The organism is Curvibacter fontanus (assembly GCF_054780335.1).
This window is the reverse complement of the sequence record NZ_BAAGWN010000004.1, coordinates 1-17,186: the sequence shown is the minus strand read 5'-3', so window position 1 is coordinate 17,186 and position 17,186 is coordinate 1. Positions and strand designations below refer to the sequence as shown.

Genomic DNA, 17,186 nt, shown 5'->3' with positions numbered 1-17,186 from the left:
CCTGGGTGGGTGGTTCAGTTCTTGTATGAGGGATCGAGCCTGTCGAGGCGACGCAGCAGGGCCGGCCATTCGGCATCGCCATCGCGCTCGCTGCCATCGCCGACCCACTGGGCATAGGTCTTGGCCGCCACCTCGTCGTCGGCCACGCACACCCGGCCACCCGTGGCGGCCATGGCGCGCAGCTGGGCGCGCGCGGCGCGTTCCAGGTGGTGCATGAGCATATAGGCCTCGGCCACGCTGCGGCCCACGGTCAGCGTGCCGTGGTTTTCCAGGATCAGGCCATCACGCTCGCCCAGGCTGCGCACCAGGCGCCGCCCCTCGGCCGCACTGAGGGCCAGGCCTTCATAGGCATGCCGGCCCAGGCGGCCGTGCAGGCGCATGGCGTGCTGCGTCGTGGGCTGCAGGCCCCCGGGCAGCATGGCCAGGGCCAGGCCCCATTCGGTGTGCAGATGCAGCACGCAGCGCGCGCTGGCGCGCGCCGCATGGATGGCGCCGTGGATGGCGAAACCCGTGGGATTGACCTGGTAGGGCGAATCGTCCAGCTTCTCGCCGCGCGTGTTGACCTTGACCAGCTTGGACGCGGTGACCTCGTCGAACAGCAGGCCGTAGGGATTGATCAGGTACACGCCCTCTTCGCCCGGCACGGCCGCCGAGATGTGGGTGTAGATGGTGTCGTCCCAGCCGCTCAGCGCGGCCAGGCGGTAGGCTGCGGCCAGATCGACGCGCGTGGCGCGTTCGGCCTCAGTCATCTTCCGGGCCGACATGCTTACACAGAGCCGGGGATCGGCGGCACAGGCAACTGCACGTCACCGCACTGGGCGCGGTGACGCAGCGCGTGGTCCATGACGACCAGGGCCAGCAGGGCCTCGGCTATCGGCGTGGCGCGGATGCCCACGCAGGGGTCGTGGCGGCCCTTGGTGATGAGCTCGGTCGCCTGGCCTTCGGTGGTGATGGACTCGCGCGGGATCAGGATGGAACTCGTGGGCTTGATCGCGATGGACACTTCCAGGTCCTGCCCCGTGCTGATGCCGCCGAGCACGCCGCCGGCCTTGTTGCCGACGAAACCCTGGGGCGTGAGCGTGTCGCCATGGGTACTGCCCTTGTCGGCCACGGCCGCGAAGCCGGCGCCGATCTCCACGCCCTTGACGGCGTTGAGGCCCATCATGGCGTAGGCGATGTCGGCATCGAGCTTGTCGTAAAGCGGCTCGCCCAGGCCCACAGGCACTTTCGTGGCCGTCACACGCAGGCGCGCGCCGCAGGAGTCGCCGGACTTGCGCAGCACTTCCATGTAGCTCTCCAGCGCGGACACGTCGGCCGCCGGGGCGAAGAAGGGGTTGTTCGGCACGTGCTCCCAGGACTCGAAGGGAATTGCCAGCTCGCCGATCTGCGTCATGCAGCCGCGGAACTCGGTGCCGAATTTCTCCTTCAACCACTTCTTGGCCACGGCACCGGCCGCCACCGTGGGCGCGGTCAGACGGGCCGAGGAGCGGCCGCCGCCACGCGGATCACGTATGCCGTACTTGCGCCAGTACGTGTAGTCGGCGTGACCGGGACGGAAGGTCTGCAGGATCTGGCCGTAGTCCTTGCTGCGCTGGTCGGTATTGCGGATCAGCAGGCAGATCGGTGTGCCCGTGGTCTTGCCCTCGTAGACGCCGGAAATGATCTCCACCGCGTCGGCCTCGTTGCGCTGGGTCACGAACTTGGAGGTGCCGGGGCGGCGGCGGTCCAGCTCGGGCTGGATGTCGGCCTCGCTGAGGCTCATGCCGGGCGGGCAGCCGTCGATCACGCAGCCTATGGCCGGGCCATGGGATTCACCGAAGTTGGTGACAGCGAAAAGATGTCCGAAGGTATTGCCGCTCATGGCTTCGATTATCCCCGACGCCGCTGACCACCTTGGTTCGCCCAGGCACAGCGCTGGAACGGATTGTGCTTGCTGCACTGCGCCATCTGCTTCTACATAGGAGGACAGCATGTTGGACCGTACCGCGACCAAGTTCTCGCATGTGAAACCGGGCGACACCGATTTCGTCTCTGGCGGCTTGCGGGATTTCTTCCTGTACCGGAATCTGGGCATCGCCGACGCCACTCACGGCAAGGTCATTGCGCACCTGGTCAAGGCGAACATGGCACCAGAAAAAGGCACCGGATGGCACCGCCATGAGGCGGATTTCCAGATCGTCATCATGATCAAGGGCTGGGCCCGCTTCATGTACGAAGACAAGGAAACCTTGGTCGAAGCCGGCGACGTGGTCCACCAGCGCCCGGGCATCCGCCACTTCCTCTTCGACTACTCGCCCGATATGGAGTATCTGGAGATCGTCTCCCCCGCAGACTTCAAGTCCATCGATGTGGATCCGGTCTGCCCGATTCCGGACCCGACACCCTGGAAATAGGCACTCGCAGAACATCTCTCTCCGTTTGGCCTGAGCCTGTCGAAGGCATCAGCAAGCGTTTCGACAAGCTCAACGCGAACGGGATGGTTTGGGCGTGGGTTTAAAACTCCGCATCGAGTTCGTCGATGTCGTCCTCTTCGAGCTTGGCTGCGGCCACCCATTCCTGCATGGCGGGCAGTTCCATGATGCGTTTGCAATAGGCCCTGCAGGCGGCATCCAGGGGCACGTCATAGCTCAGAAAGCGTGTCACCACCGGCGCGTACATGGCGTCGGCCATGCCGGGCTGCTTGCCAAAGAGATAGGGGCCCTTGTAGACCCGCAGGCACTCGCGCCAGATCGCGAGCACGCGCTCGACGTCGGCCTGCGCCCGTGACCAGATCTTGAAGCCCGGGAAATGCGCCTTGATGTTCATGGGCAGCGCGGCCCGCATGGAAGCGAAGCCCGAATGCATCTCGCCGCACACCGCGCGGCAATGGGCCCGGGCCTTGATATCGGTGGGCAGCAACCTGGCCTTGGGCTTGATTTCGTGGAGGTATTCGGCAATCGCCAGGGTGTCCCAGACCTTGACGCCCTCGTGTTCCAGCGTGGGCACCAGCATGCTGGGTGCCAGCAACAGCATCTCGGCTTTCATGGCCGGGTCGTCGGGCGGGATCACTTTTTCCTTGAACTCCAGCCCGGCCAGCCTGGCCGACGGTGGAAGGCGAGCGGGACGACATCTGTTCGATCGGGCAGACCGTGGCGGCGCACGATCTGTGCAGCGGCATCCGCCCCTATATGAAAACCCACCACATCCAGACCGGGGTGGGACACTACGGCGTCTTCAGCGGCCGCAAGTGGAACCAGCAGATCTATCCGCGCGTGCGCGAGATGATCCACGCGAGCCTGGGTTAGTGCGATTTCAAGCGTAGAACTTGCGAAGAAATCGTAGCGAGCGGCCCGAGCGCAAGGCGGACGGAGCGCAGCCACCGGAACGTACTTCAGGTACGTGAGGATTCCCAGCACCGCCCAACGCGGCGATCGGGTCGCGCAGTAGATTTATTCGTAAGTTCTCAGAACTTCGAATCGGGGACGTCGTCCTCCGGCCAGTCGCGGATGTAGGCCTTGAGCATCTTGTTCTCGAAGTTCTGGCTGTCCACCACGGCCTTGGCCACGTCGTAGAAGCTGATCACGCCCATGAGCATTTTCTTGTCCATCACGGGCATGTAACGCGCGTGGCGATCCAGCATCATGCGGCGCACCTCGTCAAGCTCGGTTTCCATGGTGCAGGTCAGGGGCGCGTCGTCCATGGCCGTGCGGACCAGGGTCGTGCCCATGCTGCCCTTGTTCCTCACGACCTGCTGGATGACCTCGCGGAAGGTCAACATGCCCACCAGGTCGCCGTGTTCCATGACCACCAAGGAGCCGATGTCCTTCTCGGCCATGGTATTGAGCGCCTTGGCCAGGGGCTCTTCGGGCGTCACGGTGTACAGGGTGCTGCCCTTGACGCGCAGGATGTCGCTGACTTTCATGGTGTGCTCCTCGTGACTCTGTCTGGAGTCGAATATAGCCCACAATAAGACGTAAACCCGCAAGGGGTCAAGAGGGGTTGCGACAGCTGTGGCGCCCCGACACAAGAAGACAGGAGACACCCATGCCCGGCTATTCCGATCCCGGCTTCGACACCCTGGCATTGCACGCCGGGGCCGCGCCCGACCCGACCACCGGCGCGCGCGCCGTGCCTATCCACCTGACGACCTCTTTTGTCTTCGAATCGAGCGACCACGCCGCGGCGTTGTTCAACCTGGAGCGCGCCGGCCACGTCTACAGCCGCATCAGCAACCCCACCAACGCCGTTTTTGAACAGCGCATGGCGGCGCTGGAGGGCGGCATCGGCGCGATTGCCGTGGCCAGCGGCCAGGCCGCCCTGCACCTGAGCATCGCCACCCTCATGGGCGCGGGCTCGCACATCGTGGCCAGCACGGCGCTCTACGGCGGCAGCCAGAACCTGCTGCACTACACACTGCGCCGCTTCGGCATAGCGACCACCTTCGTCAAGCCGGGGGACATCGACGGCTGGCGCAAGGCCGTGCGGCCCAACACCAGACTCTTCTTCGGCGAGACCGTGGGCAACCCGGGCCTGGACGTGCTGGACATCCCGACCGTCTCGACCCTAGCCCACGAGGCCGGGGTCCCCCTGCTGGTGGACTCCACCCTGACCTCCCCCTGGCTGATCAAACCCTTCGAGCACGGCGCCGACCTGGTCTACCACTCGGCCACCAAATTCCTCAGCGGCCACGGCACGGTGATCGGCGGCGTGGTGGTGGACGGCGGCAGTTTCGACTGGGAAGCCTCCGGTCGTTTCCCCGAGTTGAGCCAGGCCTACGAGGGCTTCCACAACATGGTCTTCACCGAAGAATCGACCATCGGCGCCTTCCTGCTGCGCGCGCGGCGCGAGGGCCTGCGCGACTTCGGCGCCTGCATGAGCCCGCACACGGCCTGGCTGATCCTGCAGGGCATCGAAACGCTGCCGCTGCGCATGGCGCGCCACATGAGCAACACCGAGAAGGTGGTGGCCTTCCTGGCCAGCCAGCCTTTTGTGTCGCGCGTGGGGCACCCGCTGCTGGAAAGCCACCCCAGCCACGCCCTGGCGAAAAAGCTGCTGCCACGCGGCGCCGGTTCGGTCTTCAGCTTCGACCTCAAGGGCAACCGCGAGCAGGGCAAGAAGTTCATCGAGACGCTCAAGCTCTTCAGCCACCTGGCCAATGTGGGCGACTGCCGCAGCCTGGTGATCCACCCCGCCTCCACCACCCACTTCCGCATGAGCGACGAGGCCCTGGCCGGCGCCGGCATCTCGCAGGGCACGATACGCCTGTCCATCGGCCTGGAAGACCCGGACGATCTGATCGAGGACCTCAAACGCGCCTTGAAGGCCGCCGAAAAAGTATGACCCCCTGTGCCGGCCTGCGGCCGTCTTCCCCCTAAGGGGGACGCCACCAGCGGCCCGGCGCAGCCGGTTCCGCGGTGGCCGCTGGAATAAGACCCGGCGGACCTGCGGATTTTCCGACCTCCAACTGGAAACCCACTCATGGAAATCACAGTCAACGGCGCCCAGACCTACTGCTACACCGGCGGCAAGGCCTCCGACCCGGCCAAACCCACCGTCGTGATGATCCACGGCGTGCTCAACGACCACAGCGTCTGGGGCCTGCAGAGCCGCTACCTGGCCCACCACGGCTGGAACGTGCTGGCCGTGGACCTGCCGGGCCACTGCCGCAGCGCCGGGGAGGCCCCGTCTTCGGTGGAAGAAGCGGCCGACTTCATCACTGCTCTGCTCGACACAGCCGGTGTGCAGCGCGCGGCCCTGGTGGGCCACAGTTGGGGCTCCTTGATCGCGCTCGAAACAGCCTCACGCCTGAAGGAGCGCATCAGCCATCTGGTGCTGGTGGGCACGGCCTGGCCCATGAAGGTCTCGCAGTCCCTGCTCGACGCCGCGCTGAACGAGCCCGAGAAGGCGCTGAAGATGATCAATGTATTTTCACGCAGCACCCTGGCCGCCCCGCCCTCCTCGCTCGGCCCGGGCACCTGGGTCTACGGCAGCAGCCTGGCCCTGGGCCGGCGCGTGCTGGCCAGCAACAAGGCCGTCAACGTGTTCCATCGCGGCTTCCAGGCTTGCGACCGCTATGCGAATGGCGAACAGGCCGTGGCGCAGATCAGCTGCCCTGTGCTCTTCCTGCTGGGCACCCAGGACCAGATGACCCTGGCAAAGTCAGCGCAGGGACTGATCGCCAAGGCGCGTGAAACCGGGAAGAAGGTAGAGGTGGTCGAGCTGGCTGTGGGTCACCACCAGATGACCGAAACCCCGGACGAGACGCTGGCCGCGATCAAGGGTTTTCTCGGCGCCTGACAGGCTTCAGAACCCGACCCGGCCCCACAGAAACAGGATGTTGCCAAAGCCCATGCCTCCGGGCATGAAGGCCGCGTTGACGGCAACTTTCCCGTAGTTGATCGAGGCAATCGGCAACACAGCCGGGATCGGGGTGTAGCTTCTGATGTCCGCGCGTGCCGTCACGAAAACGGTGTAGCCCAGCCCGGCATGCAGCCCCTCGCGCGGGCCCCAAAGCCATTGGTGACCGTAGCCCACGATGGGTTGCAGCTTGCTGTGCGAGTCGAGAAAAAGCATGCCGTAAAGGCCGTTCCAGCTGCCGGATTCGTCGTGGCGGCTGCGCCCATACCCCAGGCCCCAGGTGTTCTCGCGATAGGTGTTAATCGCTTCGTCCGAATAGGCGTAGGGCAGATGGAAGGTATGAAAGGGCAGGTAAAGATCATGCTCCCCCTCGTTCCAGGTGTCGGTCAGGCGTTTGCAGATCTGGCCCGAAATGGAAGCCGTGTCGTCGCATGCGGCGTGCGCCGGGACCAGGGTGCACAGTGACAGGAAAAGCGCGAAAAAACCGGTGCGAAGAGTAGACAAGCTGGAAGCCTCCATGGGATACCCGGCTCACCGGGCGAAACGGGTCTGTGGGTCTGTACCGGCAAGCGTGCAGATCGCTGGGGCCGTCACCGCTCCAGAAAGAAAAAGGGTCGCCGCCAGCGTTGACCCGGGCGCAGGATCTCACTTGCCGGCCATCAGGCGGGCCATGGCCTGGTCGGCATCGGCCTTGAGCGGGCTGTTGGGGTAGGTCTTGGCAAACTCGGTGAAAGCCGCCTGCGCCTGATCCTTCTGGTCGGACTCGACCAGGGCCATGGCCTTCTGGAAAGCCGTCAGCTCGTCGGAGTCGATCGACTGGGGCTTGGCTTCACCTTTCCAGTAGACATCACCGGCCTCGACGGCCGCGCCGCGCACCCCGCCCACGGCCGTGGTGCTGGCCAGCTTCTTCTGCGGCGTCATCTGCTCGACCTTCATGCGCAGGCGTTCCCAGAAGCCGCTCCAGGAATCGGCCTTGCCCTTGTCGGCGCTCTGGGCATGGGCGCCGAACAGGCTCAGGGCCAGCAGGGCAGTGATCAGTTTCTTCATGGCATAACTCCTAGGTTGCTCTCGCGGGCCGACGGAACCCGGCTCCGAACTGGCGCCCCGCCCATCTTTGATCAGAGTATGAGCGCATGTGTGCTGAATTCAAACCGGGCGCCCATCGATCTGCGCCTGAGTGTCTACTTTTTCTCACGCTGGGCTGTCGCCGGGCGGGCCCGGGTGGGGGAGGACAGGGCGTTCATGAGTTCCAGGCTCAGGGCCTTGTACTTGTTGGCCATGGCCGGGTCCACCTTCTGGGCCTGCGTGAAGGCCTCCTTGGCCTTGTCCACGTTCTTCGTGGCCTTGTAGGCCTGCGCGAGATTGACCAGGATCTCCGGGTCCTTCGGGTCGGCCCTGCTCGCGTCCGTGTACCACTTCTGCGCGTCGGCGTACTGGCTGTCCAGCATGTGCAGATTGCCCAGATTGTTCAGGGCTGCGGCATTGCGCGGCTGGCTGTCCACCACCTTGCGGAAGTACTTGCGCGCCTCGGCGCGGTCGCCCTGGCGCGCCAGGATGATGCCCGCCTGCAGGTGCGCCTCCAGATCGGACGGGTTCCTCTGGATGGCCTGCAGGTAGCGCCTCGTCAGGGTCTGCGAGCTGATCTTGAGTACGGAGAGCAGATCACCGGGGAAGTTGCGTTCGATGACTTCGCGGCTCACCGCCGGCGCGCGCCAGGGGTCCTCGGGCAGGCCGGCGGGCTTGAATTTTTCCCAGGCCTCGTGCACGTCGAACACGGCAAACCCTTCCTTGCCCTTGTCACGGTAGTAGGTGGCGGCGCCGATTTCCCAGGCCTTGATGAAGGACTTGCCCACCAGCGTGGCCTCCACCGGAATCCACAACATGCCCTCGTGCACCACGTACATCTCGTTCATGGTGTAGCCGTCGGAAGTGGCCTCCACCCCGGTGGCAAACATCATGAGCATGTGGCCCGGCACCAGCAGCACGCGGGTGGGGATGCCCAGGCTCTCCAGCGCGGCCGCGTACAGGGCCACCAGGTCGTCGCAGTCACCCGAGCGGCGCTGGATAGTCTCGCGCGGGTACTGGATGTAGTCCACGTAGTCGACCTTGTTGGAGGTGACCTGATAGGGATTGATCGGGTCCTGCACATAGGTCACGCCCAGCGCGCCCAGGGTGTTGAACAGGGCCGCGGCCAGCTGGGTCGGTTCCTTGTTGGCGCCGAACTCGGAGGCCACCGAGCGCGAGAAATTGATCAGCAGCGGATCCTTGGGCGTCACGAAAGCGGCATAGCGGCTGCGCTCCTCCCAACCCATGCGGTGCTTGTCGTAGATGTTGATGGTCTTGATCTGGCTGTAGACCCGGGGCTGGCCGTTCTCGAAATAGCTGGCCTCCAGCTTGGCCTGCACCGGCGTGTCCTCGGTCAGCGTGAGGATGTTGTTGTTGAACACGGCCTTGAGCACCACCTCGCGGCTGGCGCCGGGCTCCAGCACGGGGATGCGCTGCTCGGTCGGGAAGTCCATGAAGTTGTTCAGCACGAAGCTGACCTTGATGTCGTTCATGGTCGAACGCGTGTTGTTGCTCAGCCTGATGGCGCCCACGCCATCCCTCTCGTAGAGCTTGTAGCTGTTGGAGAAGACGTTGTGCAGCTGGCCGGCGTCAATCTCCAGCGGCACGCGGTTGTCGACCAGTGTGCTGGCCGACACGGCCTGTTTCTCGGACTCCACACCGTCCGCGCTGCGCGCAGCCAGCCAGAAAGTGTAGGCCGTGCCGGGATTGAGGTTGTCGCGCTGGAACTCGGGCGCGGCGGTCTCGGCCAGCTTGCTGAACTTCTCGCCATCCTTCTGGTAGACCACATAAGCCGTGACCAGCTTGTTGTCCAGCGCCTTCCAGCTGATGCGAATCCGCGCCGTGGCGGCCTCGGCCTTGATCTCCTGCAGGGGCGGCGGCGTGTACTTCAGCGCCGCACCGGTCACGACCGGGCCGGGCAGGCCTTCCTGGCCGCTGGTCGTGGCGGCGGCCACACGGTAATGGAACGTCTCATCAGGCTTGAGCTGGGCGTCGATGTACTGCGCGCTCGGGCTGCTGCCGATGCGCACAAAGGGCCCGGCCTCGCTGGCCGCGCGGTAGACGTGGTACTGGCTCACATAGGCCAGCGGCGAAGCAGCCCAACGCAACGCCACGGCGTGGACCGCCGGCTGCGCGGCCAACTGCTGCGGTGCGCGTGGTTTGTACTGGGTGCTGAACAGTTGCAGACGCGGGCCACCGCGCTCGGCAATGTAGAGGCTGCTGGCGTCACGCAGAGCCATGGCGTCGGCCTCGGAGAGTTCGCCGTTCTCCTTGCCGGGCGCCGCGAAGCTGCGCAGCAGGCGGCCCTCGAAGCTGTAGACGCGCACACGGTCGCTGTCCAGCACGAACAGCTCCTCCTGCGTGACCAGCAGGGCCTGGGGCCGTTCCAGCTTCTCGGCGAGACTCGCCGGGTCGTTGCCGAACTCGCGCAAGGGTTCACCCGCGGCCGAATACACCGTGATCGCGTTGCGATTGTTGTCGAGCACGTAGAGCTGGTCCTGGGCGTCGATGGCCAGGGCCGAGGGACGGCCGAGCTTCTCGCGCACACCCTTGTCGATCACCTTGAAGAACACACCGTCGGCGCTGAAGCCCTGGATGCGGCCATTGCCGCTGTCGGCGACATAGAGGCTGCCATCGCTGGCGATGACAAAGTCGTTCGGGCTGTCGAGCTGGCCGTTGCGGCTGCCGCCGCTGCCCACCGTGAGCACCGGGTTGCCGGCTGCATCGAGCTTGTGCAGGCGCGCGCGGTTGCGCTCCAGCACCCAGAGCGCGCCGGCCTTGTCGATGGCCAGGGCCGTGGGGCTCAGGTCCTTGAGCGGCATGTCCTGGGCCACCCCGTCCTTGATGCGCAGCAGGGCCGGCTTGTCGCGCGCCACGGCGTACAGCGTGTCCTTGCCGTCCCAGGCCATGCGCCCTGCCGCCACGTTGAGGCTTTGCTGCCAGCGCACATAGGGCACGGCCGTCTGCCGGGGCGTGAGCGCAATGGCGGGCGCCACACCGGTGCGGAAGTGGTGCACCAGGCCGCGCTCGCGGTCCCCCACATAGACATCGGCGCCGGCCAGCGCCAGGCCGGCCAGGCTCATGAACTGGGCGCGCCCGTCGCCACGCGAACCGAAATAGCTGACCATACGCCCGCTGGCGTCGTATTTCTGCACGGCATACCCTTCGGCATCGGCCACGTAGACCCCGTCGTGCGCCATCTGCAGGGCCACCGGCTTGCCGTTCTTGGGCAGCAGGCGCAGATGGCTGCCGTCCTGCGCATAAACCTTGACCTGCGACTTGTCACTGAACAAGCCGCCCGACGCGTCGAGCACGTAGATCTGGCCCCGCGGGTCCACCGCCACCGCCGCCGGCTTGTCCAGCCTGTAGGGCACCTTCTGCTCGTCCAGCCCCTTGTTGGCCGGGGCGCTGTCGATGGGCAGGGTGGAGAGAAAAACCCCGTTGTCGCCGTACATCTGGATGCGACGGTTGCCGGTGTCGGCCACGTAGACGATGCCGCCGGCAAAAGCGATACCCTGCGGCGAGGACAGGCCGCCCTCACTGCTGCGGCCGCCGAAACGGCCCTTGTACTTGCCATCCAGGCCGTACATCACGACGCGGTTCTCATCGCTGTCGAGTACATAGGCGGTGTCCTCGGACACCGCCACCGCCTCGGGCTGACCCAGCAGGGCGCGGCCTTCGGCGTCCTTGGCCTGCAGGCTGAACAGCAGCTGGCCGTTCTGGCCGGCGTCGAGCACGTCGACCTGGCCGTTCTTGCGCGCTACAAACAGGCGATTGCCCCCCATGCCCAACAGCTTGCGGGTCTCGGTGGCCTGCAGGAAACGCACGTACTCGACCCGGCCGGGCGCCGGGCTCTGCGCCAGCACGACGCCCTGCAGCAGCAGGGCCAGGGCGGCGATGGTGATGAGACGCATGGTGTCTGTCCTCTGGTATGTCGCGCCTGGCCGCCATGGGCCAGGTCCTCTTTTTCGCTACAGCCTTACTTGTCCTGCCGGTTGAACACGCCATCCCAGTCGGTGGAGACGGGCGCCGCCTTGAACTGCAGGCAACGCTCCAAATATAGCCGGCTCGGGATGTCGTTGGGGTACTCGGCGAGGATGGCCAGGAAGGCCTGTTCGGCCGCGTCCCAATGCCGCTGGCGGAACTGGACCAGAGCGGTGGCGAACCGGGTTTCCAGCGGATCCTCCTGGGCCTGCACCGCACCGCGCAGCTCGTGGATGGCCACGGGTATGTCCTTGCCTGCCACACGCACGCGGTCCAGGCGGCGGAAACGGAAGCTGTCGCAGGTCTTGAGGTAGGTGGCGTCCCCCACCACGAAATCCACGCCAAAGTACTTGGCCATGCCCTCCAGGCGCGCGGCCTGGTTGACGGTGTCGCCGATCACGGTGTATTCCATTTTCTGCCCGCGCGAACCGATGTTGCCGGCCACCACGTCTCCGCTCTGGATGCCGCCGCGGATCACGAAGGGCTCCAACCCCTGCTGATGCCAGCGCGCGTCCAGTTCGGCCATCACCTGCTTCATGGCCAGGGCGCAGGCCACGGCGCGCTTGGCATGGTCGGGCTGGGCCAGCGGCGCCCCCCAGTAGGCCAGGATGCCGTCACCCATGAACTTGTCGACCGTGCCATCGTGCGCATAGATCAGCTGCACCATGGCGGCCAGGTACTCGTTGAGGCGGGACACCACGACCTGGGGTTTGTGCCGCTCGCTGAAAGCGGTAAAACCCTTGATGTCGGTGAACATCACGGTCACCTCGCGGTTGTCGCCACCGATGCGGGCCGCGTCCGGGTTTTTCTCAAGCTGGGTGACCAGCTTGCTGGAGAGGTAGCTGGAGAACATGGCGCGCATCTCGCGCGCATTGCGCTCCAGCACCATGTAACGGAACCCCCCGCCCACCAGCAGGGCCACGGCGGCGGCCAGCGGCGGGTAGACCATGCTGACCCACTGCCCCTGCAGGAAAAGCCAGTAGCTCAGGCCCACGTAGGCCGCCCCCACCAGCAGCACGGTGGGGATGGCGCGCTGCAGGCGCATGCGCGCCGTCAGCCAGAAGCTGAGCGCGCCCATCAGCAGGATCATGATCAGGTCGAACAGGGACTGCAGGCCGGTGCGGTGGATGTAGCGTCCGCTGAGGATGTCGTCGGCCACGGCCGCGTGCACCTCGACCCCGGGCGCATTGGCATGGAAGGGTGTGACCCGCATGTCGTAGATGCCCAGCGCGGTGGCACCCAGGAAGACGGTCTTGCCACGCAGAGGGGTCAGGTCGATGCGGCCGCTCACCACGTCGGCAAAGGCGTAACGCGGGTAGTTGCCGGGCGCGCCGGTGTAGTTGATCCACATCGCGCCATCCGGCCCCACGGGGATGCTGCGCTCGCCCAGCTGCACCCGGAAGGGTTCGGCACTGAACTGCTTCTCGCCCAGGCTCAGCATGGCCGCCATCAGGCCCAGCGAGGGCACGGCCTTGCCGTCGCGTTCGATCTGCAGCAGGTTGCGCCGGTTGACGCCGTCCTCCTCGGGGATCAGGTTGATGTGGCCGATGCCGGCCGCCGCCTGTTCCAGCTGGGGCAGGCTGCCGGTGCTGCCGCTGACGCGGAACTGGCGGTCGAACTCGAAGGTGGTGGCCAGCACCACGTTGCCGGCGCGCCGGATGGCCTCGGCCAGGTCCTGGTCGGTCTCGGCGTTCTCGACCTCGGGGAAAAAGACATCGAACAGGATGGCCTTGGGCTTGGCGGTCTCCAGGCGCTCCAGCAGGCGCACGTACTGCTGGCGGCTCCAGGGAAAACGCCCGAGCTCGGCGATGCTCCTGTCGTCGATGGTGATGATGGCGATGTCAGGGTGCGGCGGGATGGGGCCGCGCAGGCTCTTGAAACGCAGATCGTAGGTGCGCGCCTCGAAACCCTCCAGAAAAGCGTTCTGCCTGTAGTACAGCAGGGTCACCAGCAGCACCGACACGATGGCCAGCAGGATGGATGCCGCGCGCGAGCCGCGCCCCTGCAATGCCTGACCCAGATCCATGCCGTCTCCTATGCCCTGTGTGCTGGTACAGGCCTAGCGTAGCAGCTTGCCGGCCCGCCGTGTATCAGTTCGGTGTCACGGCGCGACGGCGCCGGTCCACCCGGTAGGCCCAGAGCACCAGCAGCCACTGCAGCTGACCGATCCAGGCGATGGCCTCGACGCCGGGCGGCGGGCTGCCCGGCACATCGCCGGCATGGACTGTGAAGAGGAAGAGCACCAGGCCCCAGCGCCCGGCGCCGTCCAGCGCCAGCGTGAGGATCAGAGAAGACCACAGGCGCAAGCCGCGCACGGAGCCGCCCCGGGGCCTCAAACAGGCGCGCATTGGCCCGGGCGTTGTAGCGCGTGAGCATGTGGAGCTGGCGCAGGACGGCGCAGGACATCGCGGGCTGACCTCTGGCAAGGCGGGATGATCGCGGCACTATAACCGGCAGCGCTTGCCCCGCCCGGCCCGCTCTGCAGCTTCATGGGCGACCGGGTCATGTACAAGGACATCTGGACCGGCAAAATCTCTTTCCGAGAACGTTGGTCGCTACTTTTTTGATAGCACATCGCAGAGGCTGAGTTCGTCCAGCCGGCCGCTGCGCCACAGGGCCGCGGTGCTGCCCTCGCGCGGCAGCAGCAGGGCCTGCAGCAGCGGCGCCAGCGGCGTGCGCGCCGGATCGGCCAGCAACACCAGGCGCGGCGGTGCGCCGGGCTCGTCGTCGGCCAGCCGGCCCACCCAGTCCAGTCTCACCAGGGTTTCGGCCAGGGGTTCGAGCTGCAGCGGGTCCACACGCAACTGCCCGGCCAGTTGCATGAGCGTGAGGCCGCGACGCGTGTGCTCGAGTTCCTGCAGCAGTTCCAGCGCGAGCTGGAAACGCCAGCCCGGTCCCGGCGAGCGCCGGGCCACGCCGGCCAGCAGGCTGGGCAGGTAAGCCGCGATCACCGCGCCCAGCAGCACGATGGCCCAGGCCACATAGATCCAGACCAGCAGAATGGGCAAGGTGGCAAAAGCGCCGTAGACCGCCGAATAGGTGGGTACGGCCTTGAGGTAGACGGCCAGCAACTTCTTGGCGATCTCGATGCCGGCCGCGGCAAACAGGCCGCCGGTCCAGGCGTGGCCCCATTTGACGCTGGTGTTGGGCACGTAATGGTAGGTGGCGGCCAGGCCGCCGGCAATCATGAAGAACTCCAGCGTGTCGAGCAGGAAACGCAGCCCGCCCGGCATGCCGCCCACCACATCACGCGAGGCCGTGACGATGTAGGAGGTGATGGTCAGGCTGACCGCCAGCAGCAGCGGCCCCAGGGTGATGGCGGCCCAGTAGACCAGCACACGCTGGCCCAGCGGCCGCGGCCGGCGCACGCGCCAGATGGCGTTGAGCGTGCGGTCGATGGTGAAGACCAGGCTCAGTGCCGTGAAGAACAGGGCCGTCAGGCCGGCCCAGCCCAGGCGGCTGGCCTTGCCGGCGAACTGCGTCAGGTAACCCAGCACCTGGCGCGCGATGTTGTCGGGGATCAGGCTTTCCACCAGCCACTTCTGCAGCACCTCCTGGAACTTGGCGAACATGGGGAAGGCCGTGAACAGGGCCAGCGCCACCGTGACCAGCGGCACCAGGGCGATGGTGGTGGTAAAGGTCAGGCTGCTGGCGGACAGGCCCAGCCGGTCCTCGCGAAAACGTTCACGCAGGGTCAGGGCCGTGTTTTTCCAGGGGAAGCGCGAGAGATCGGCAAGCAAGACTTGCAGGCGAAGGGACAAGCTCATCCCGCTATGATGCCACCTCCATGCAAGCCACCCACACGCCCGCACCCTCCCCCGTCCGGCTCAGCCGCAGCCTGGCCGTGGCCAGCCTGCTGGGGCTGATCCTGCTGGGCCTGGCCTGGGAGCTCTGGCTGGCGCCGCTGCGCCCGGGCGGCTCCTGGCTGGCGCTCAAGGTCCTGCCCCTGTGCCTGCCGCTGGCCGGCTTGCTGAAGAACCGCATGTACACCTACCGCTGGCTCAGCCTGCTGCTCTGGCTCTACTTCACCGAAGGCGTGGTGCGCGCCACCAGCGAGAGCGCCCCGGGCGCCTGGCTGGCCGCGCTGGAAGTGCTGCTGAGCCTGGCCCTGTTCGCCGCCTGCGTGATGCACATCCGCCTGCGCCTCAAGGCGGCCCCCACCCAAACGGATACCGCAACACCATGAGCACCCCCACCGAATTGCTAGCCCAGCTGCGCCAGATCGTCGGCGCCTCCAATGTCCTGACCGAAGGCGACCTCAGCGCCTGGGAGCTCGACTGGCGCAAGCGTGAGCGCGGCCGTGCCCTGGCCGTGGTGCGCCCGGGCTCCACGGCCGAAGTGGCCGCCGTGGTCAAGGCCTGCGCCGTCGCGCGGGTGTCCATGGTGCCGCAGGGTGGCAACACCGGCATGGTGGTGGGCTCCACACCCGACGCCAGCGGTACCCAGGTGGTGCTGAGCCTCACGCGCATGAACAAAGTACGCCAGCTCGACGCCGGCAACCTGACCATCACGGTGGACGCCGGCTGCGTGCTGCAAAGCCTGCAGGAAGAATGCGAGAAAGCCGGTTTCCTGTTCCCGCTGAGCCTGGCGTCCGAAGGCAGTTGCACCATCGGCGGCAACCTGGGCACCAACGCCGGCGGCACGCAGGTGGTGCGCTACGGCAACACGCGTGAACTCTGCCTGGGCCTGGAAGTGGTGACCGCCCAGGGCGAGGTCTGGGACGGGCTGTTGGGCCTGCGCAAGGACAACACGGGCTACGACCTGCGCCACCTCTTCATCGGTTCCGAAGGCACGCTGGGCGTGATCACCGGCGCCACCATGAAACTCTATCCCCTGCCCAAGTCACAACTCACGGCCTTTGCTGCCGTGCCTTCGATGGAAGCCGCGGTACAGCTGCTCGGCCTGGCGCACGAGCATCTCAGCGCGGGCCTGACCGGCTTCGAGGTCATGGGCCAGTTCGCGCTGAGCCTGGTGGTCAAGCATTTCCCGCAGCAACGTGTGCCCTTCTGGCAGGAGTCGCCCTGGTGCGTGGTGCTGGAGAACTCCGACAACGAATCGGAAACCCATGCGCGCGAGCAGTTCGAGCGCCTGCTCGAAGCCGCCATGGAGGCCGGCTGCGTGACCGACGCCGTGGTGGCCGAGAGCATGGCCCAGGCCCACGCGCTGTGGCATATCCGCGAAAGCATTCCGCTGGCCCAGGCCCAGGAAGGCCTGAACATCAAACACGACATCTCGATCCGCGTCTCGCGCATCCCCGAGTTCGTGCGCGAGACCAATGCCCTGCTGCTGCAGAAGTTCCCGGGCGCGCGTCTGGTGACCTACGGCCACCTGGGCGACGGCAATCTGCACTACAACGTGCAGGCCCCCGAAGGCGACGACCAGGCACGTTTCCTCACCGAGGAGGAAGCGCCCATGAACGCCGTGGTCTACGAGGTGGTGGACCGCTACCAGGGATCGATTTCGGCCGAGCACGGCATCGGCAGCCTCAAGGTCGACAAGCTGCCGGATCACAAATCACCCGTGGCCCTGGGGCTGATGCGGGGCATCAAGCATGCGCTGGATCCGCTGAACCTGATGAACCCTGGGCGCATGATCCGCGGTTGACTTTAAGTGCCTGGCTGGCGCGGCAGGCCGGGTCTCGCCCCGGCGGGCGAGGTACTTTTCTTTGCTTCGCTGTATAGACCGGGGACATGGGTAACGGGTGTGCCAGGACATGGGTAACGCTTTCAAGGGTTGCAAGCCCTTGGAGGAAGCCCATGGTCTGGATGGAGAAGAGCACCGTGTCCCTGCGTCAAGAATTC

At 66.1% G+C, this 17,186-nt stretch carries 14 protein-coding genes and 2 pseudogenes; 6 read left to right on the top strand and 10 right to left on the bottom strand.

Annotation, left to right across the window (positions count from 1 at the left end; genetic code table 11):
- Window positions 1-14: 14 nt before the first annotated feature.
- Together ACYVH8_RS01710 and aroC are read right to left on the bottom strand one after the other, a co-directional pair.
- On the bottom strand, window positions 15-749 hold the full coding sequence (locus ACYVH8_RS01710; RefSeq protein WP_460487149.1) for a class II aldolase/adducin family protein: 735 nt from the start codon (window positions 747-749) through the stop codon (window positions 15-17).
- A 17-nt stretch (window positions 750-766) separates the two neighbouring features.
- Window positions 767-1,861 carry a chorismate synthase gene (aroC, locus tag ACYVH8_RS01705; protein WP_460487148.1) on the bottom strand — a complete coding sequence of 365 codons (1,095 nt, stop codon included), beginning with the start codon at window positions 1,859-1,861 and terminating at the stop codon, window positions 767-769.
- Between the two features lie 109 nt (window positions 1,862-1,970).
- On the opposite strand from aroC, the gene ACYVH8_RS01700 reads away from it, so the two are divergent.
- Window positions 1,971-2,393, top strand: a complete 423-nt coding sequence (locus ACYVH8_RS01700) for a cupin domain-containing protein (RefSeq protein ID WP_460487147.1) — start codon at window positions 1,971-1,973, stop codon at window positions 2,391-2,393.
- 100 nt (window positions 2,394-2,493) lie between these two features.
- Here the strand turns inward: ACYVH8_RS01700 and ACYVH8_RS01695 are convergent.
- A pseudogene (locus ACYVH8_RS01695) lies at window positions 2,494-3,081 on the bottom strand (glutathione S-transferase); the annotation flags it as partial.
- Here ACYVH8_RS01695 and ACYVH8_RS01690 point away from each other — a divergent pair.
- A pseudogene (locus ACYVH8_RS01690) lies at window positions 3,069-3,284 on the top strand (polyhydroxyalkanoate depolymerase); the annotation flags it as partial. The pseudogenes ACYVH8_RS01695 and ACYVH8_RS01690 overlap by 13 nt on opposite strands.
- 158 nt (window positions 3,285-3,442) lie before the next feature.
- Here ACYVH8_RS01690 and ACYVH8_RS01685 read toward each other — a convergent pair.
- The gene (locus tag ACYVH8_RS01685; protein WP_460487146.1) at window positions 3,443-3,901 is read right to left on the bottom strand and encodes a CBS domain-containing protein; all 459 of its coding nucleotides are present in this window, start codon (window positions 3,899-3,901) and stop codon (window positions 3,443-3,445) included.
- A gap of 122 nt (window positions 3,902-4,023) precedes the next feature.
- Here ACYVH8_RS01685 and ACYVH8_RS01680 point away from each other — a divergent pair, with 122 nt between their 5' ends.
- Both ACYVH8_RS01680 and ACYVH8_RS01675 read left to right on the top strand, forming a co-directional pair.
- On the top strand, window positions 4,024-5,319 hold the full coding sequence (locus ACYVH8_RS01680) for an O-acetylhomoserine aminocarboxypropyltransferase (protein WP_460487145.1): 1,296 nt from the start codon (window positions 4,024-4,026) through the stop codon (window positions 5,317-5,319).
- Window positions 5,320-5,457: 138 nt separating this feature from the next.
- The gene (locus ACYVH8_RS01675; protein WP_460487144.1) at window positions 5,458-6,276 is read left to right on the top strand and encodes an alpha/beta fold hydrolase; all 819 of its coding nucleotides are present in this window, start codon (window positions 5,458-5,460) and stop codon (window positions 6,274-6,276) included.
- Window positions 6,277-6,282: 6 nt separating this feature from the next.
- Here the strand turns inward: ACYVH8_RS01675 and pagP are convergent, their stop codons facing one another.
- From pagP to ACYVH8_RS01645, 6 genes are all read right to left on the bottom strand, one after another.
- Entirely contained in the window at window positions 6,283-6,855 is a 573-nt protein-coding gene (gene pagP / locus ACYVH8_RS01670) for a lipid IV(A) palmitoyltransferase PagP (protein ID WP_460487143.1), read from the bottom strand.
- 126 nt (window positions 6,856-6,981) lie between these two features.
- Entirely contained in the window at window positions 6,982-7,383 is a 402-nt protein-coding gene (locus ACYVH8_RS01665; RefSeq protein ID WP_460487386.1) for a tetratricopeptide repeat protein, read from the bottom strand.
- A gap of 134 nt (window positions 7,384-7,517) precedes the next feature.
- On the bottom strand, window positions 7,518-11,315 hold the full coding sequence (locus ACYVH8_RS01660) for a tetratricopeptide repeat protein (protein ID WP_460487142.1): 3,798 nt from the start codon (window positions 11,313-11,315) through the stop codon (window positions 7,518-7,520).
- Between the two features lie 65 nt (window positions 11,316-11,380).
- A complete protein-coding gene (locus tag ACYVH8_RS01655; RefSeq protein ID WP_460487141.1) occupies window positions 11,381-13,411 on the bottom strand; it encodes a CHASE2 domain-containing protein in 2,031 nt (676 codons plus the stop codon).
- Window positions 13,412-13,475: 64 nt separating this feature from the next.
- Window positions 13,476-13,700 (bottom strand): hypothetical protein, encoded by a 225-nt coding sequence (locus ACYVH8_RS01650; protein WP_460487140.1) that lies wholly within the window; start codon window positions 13,698-13,700, stop codon window positions 13,476-13,478.
- Between the two features lie 240 nt (window positions 13,701-13,940).
- Entirely contained in the window at window positions 13,941-15,152 is a 1,212-nt protein-coding gene (locus ACYVH8_RS01645; RefSeq protein WP_460487139.1) for a YhjD/YihY/BrkB family envelope integrity protein, read from the bottom strand.
- Between the two features lie 20 nt (window positions 15,153-15,172).
- On the opposite strand from ACYVH8_RS01645, the gene ACYVH8_RS01640 reads away from it, so the two are divergent.
- A complete protein-coding gene (locus ACYVH8_RS01640) occupies window positions 15,173-15,571 on the top strand; it encodes a DUF2069 domain-containing protein (RefSeq protein WP_460487138.1) in 399 nt (132 codons plus the stop codon).
- Complete coding sequence (locus ACYVH8_RS01635; protein ID WP_460487137.1) at window positions 15,568-16,989, top strand: FAD-binding oxidoreductase; 1,422 nt, start codon at window positions 15,568-15,570, stop codon at window positions 16,987-16,989. The genes ACYVH8_RS01640 and ACYVH8_RS01635 overlap by 4 nt, the downstream gene beginning before the upstream one ends.
- Window positions 16,990-17,186: the final 197 nt, after the last annotated feature.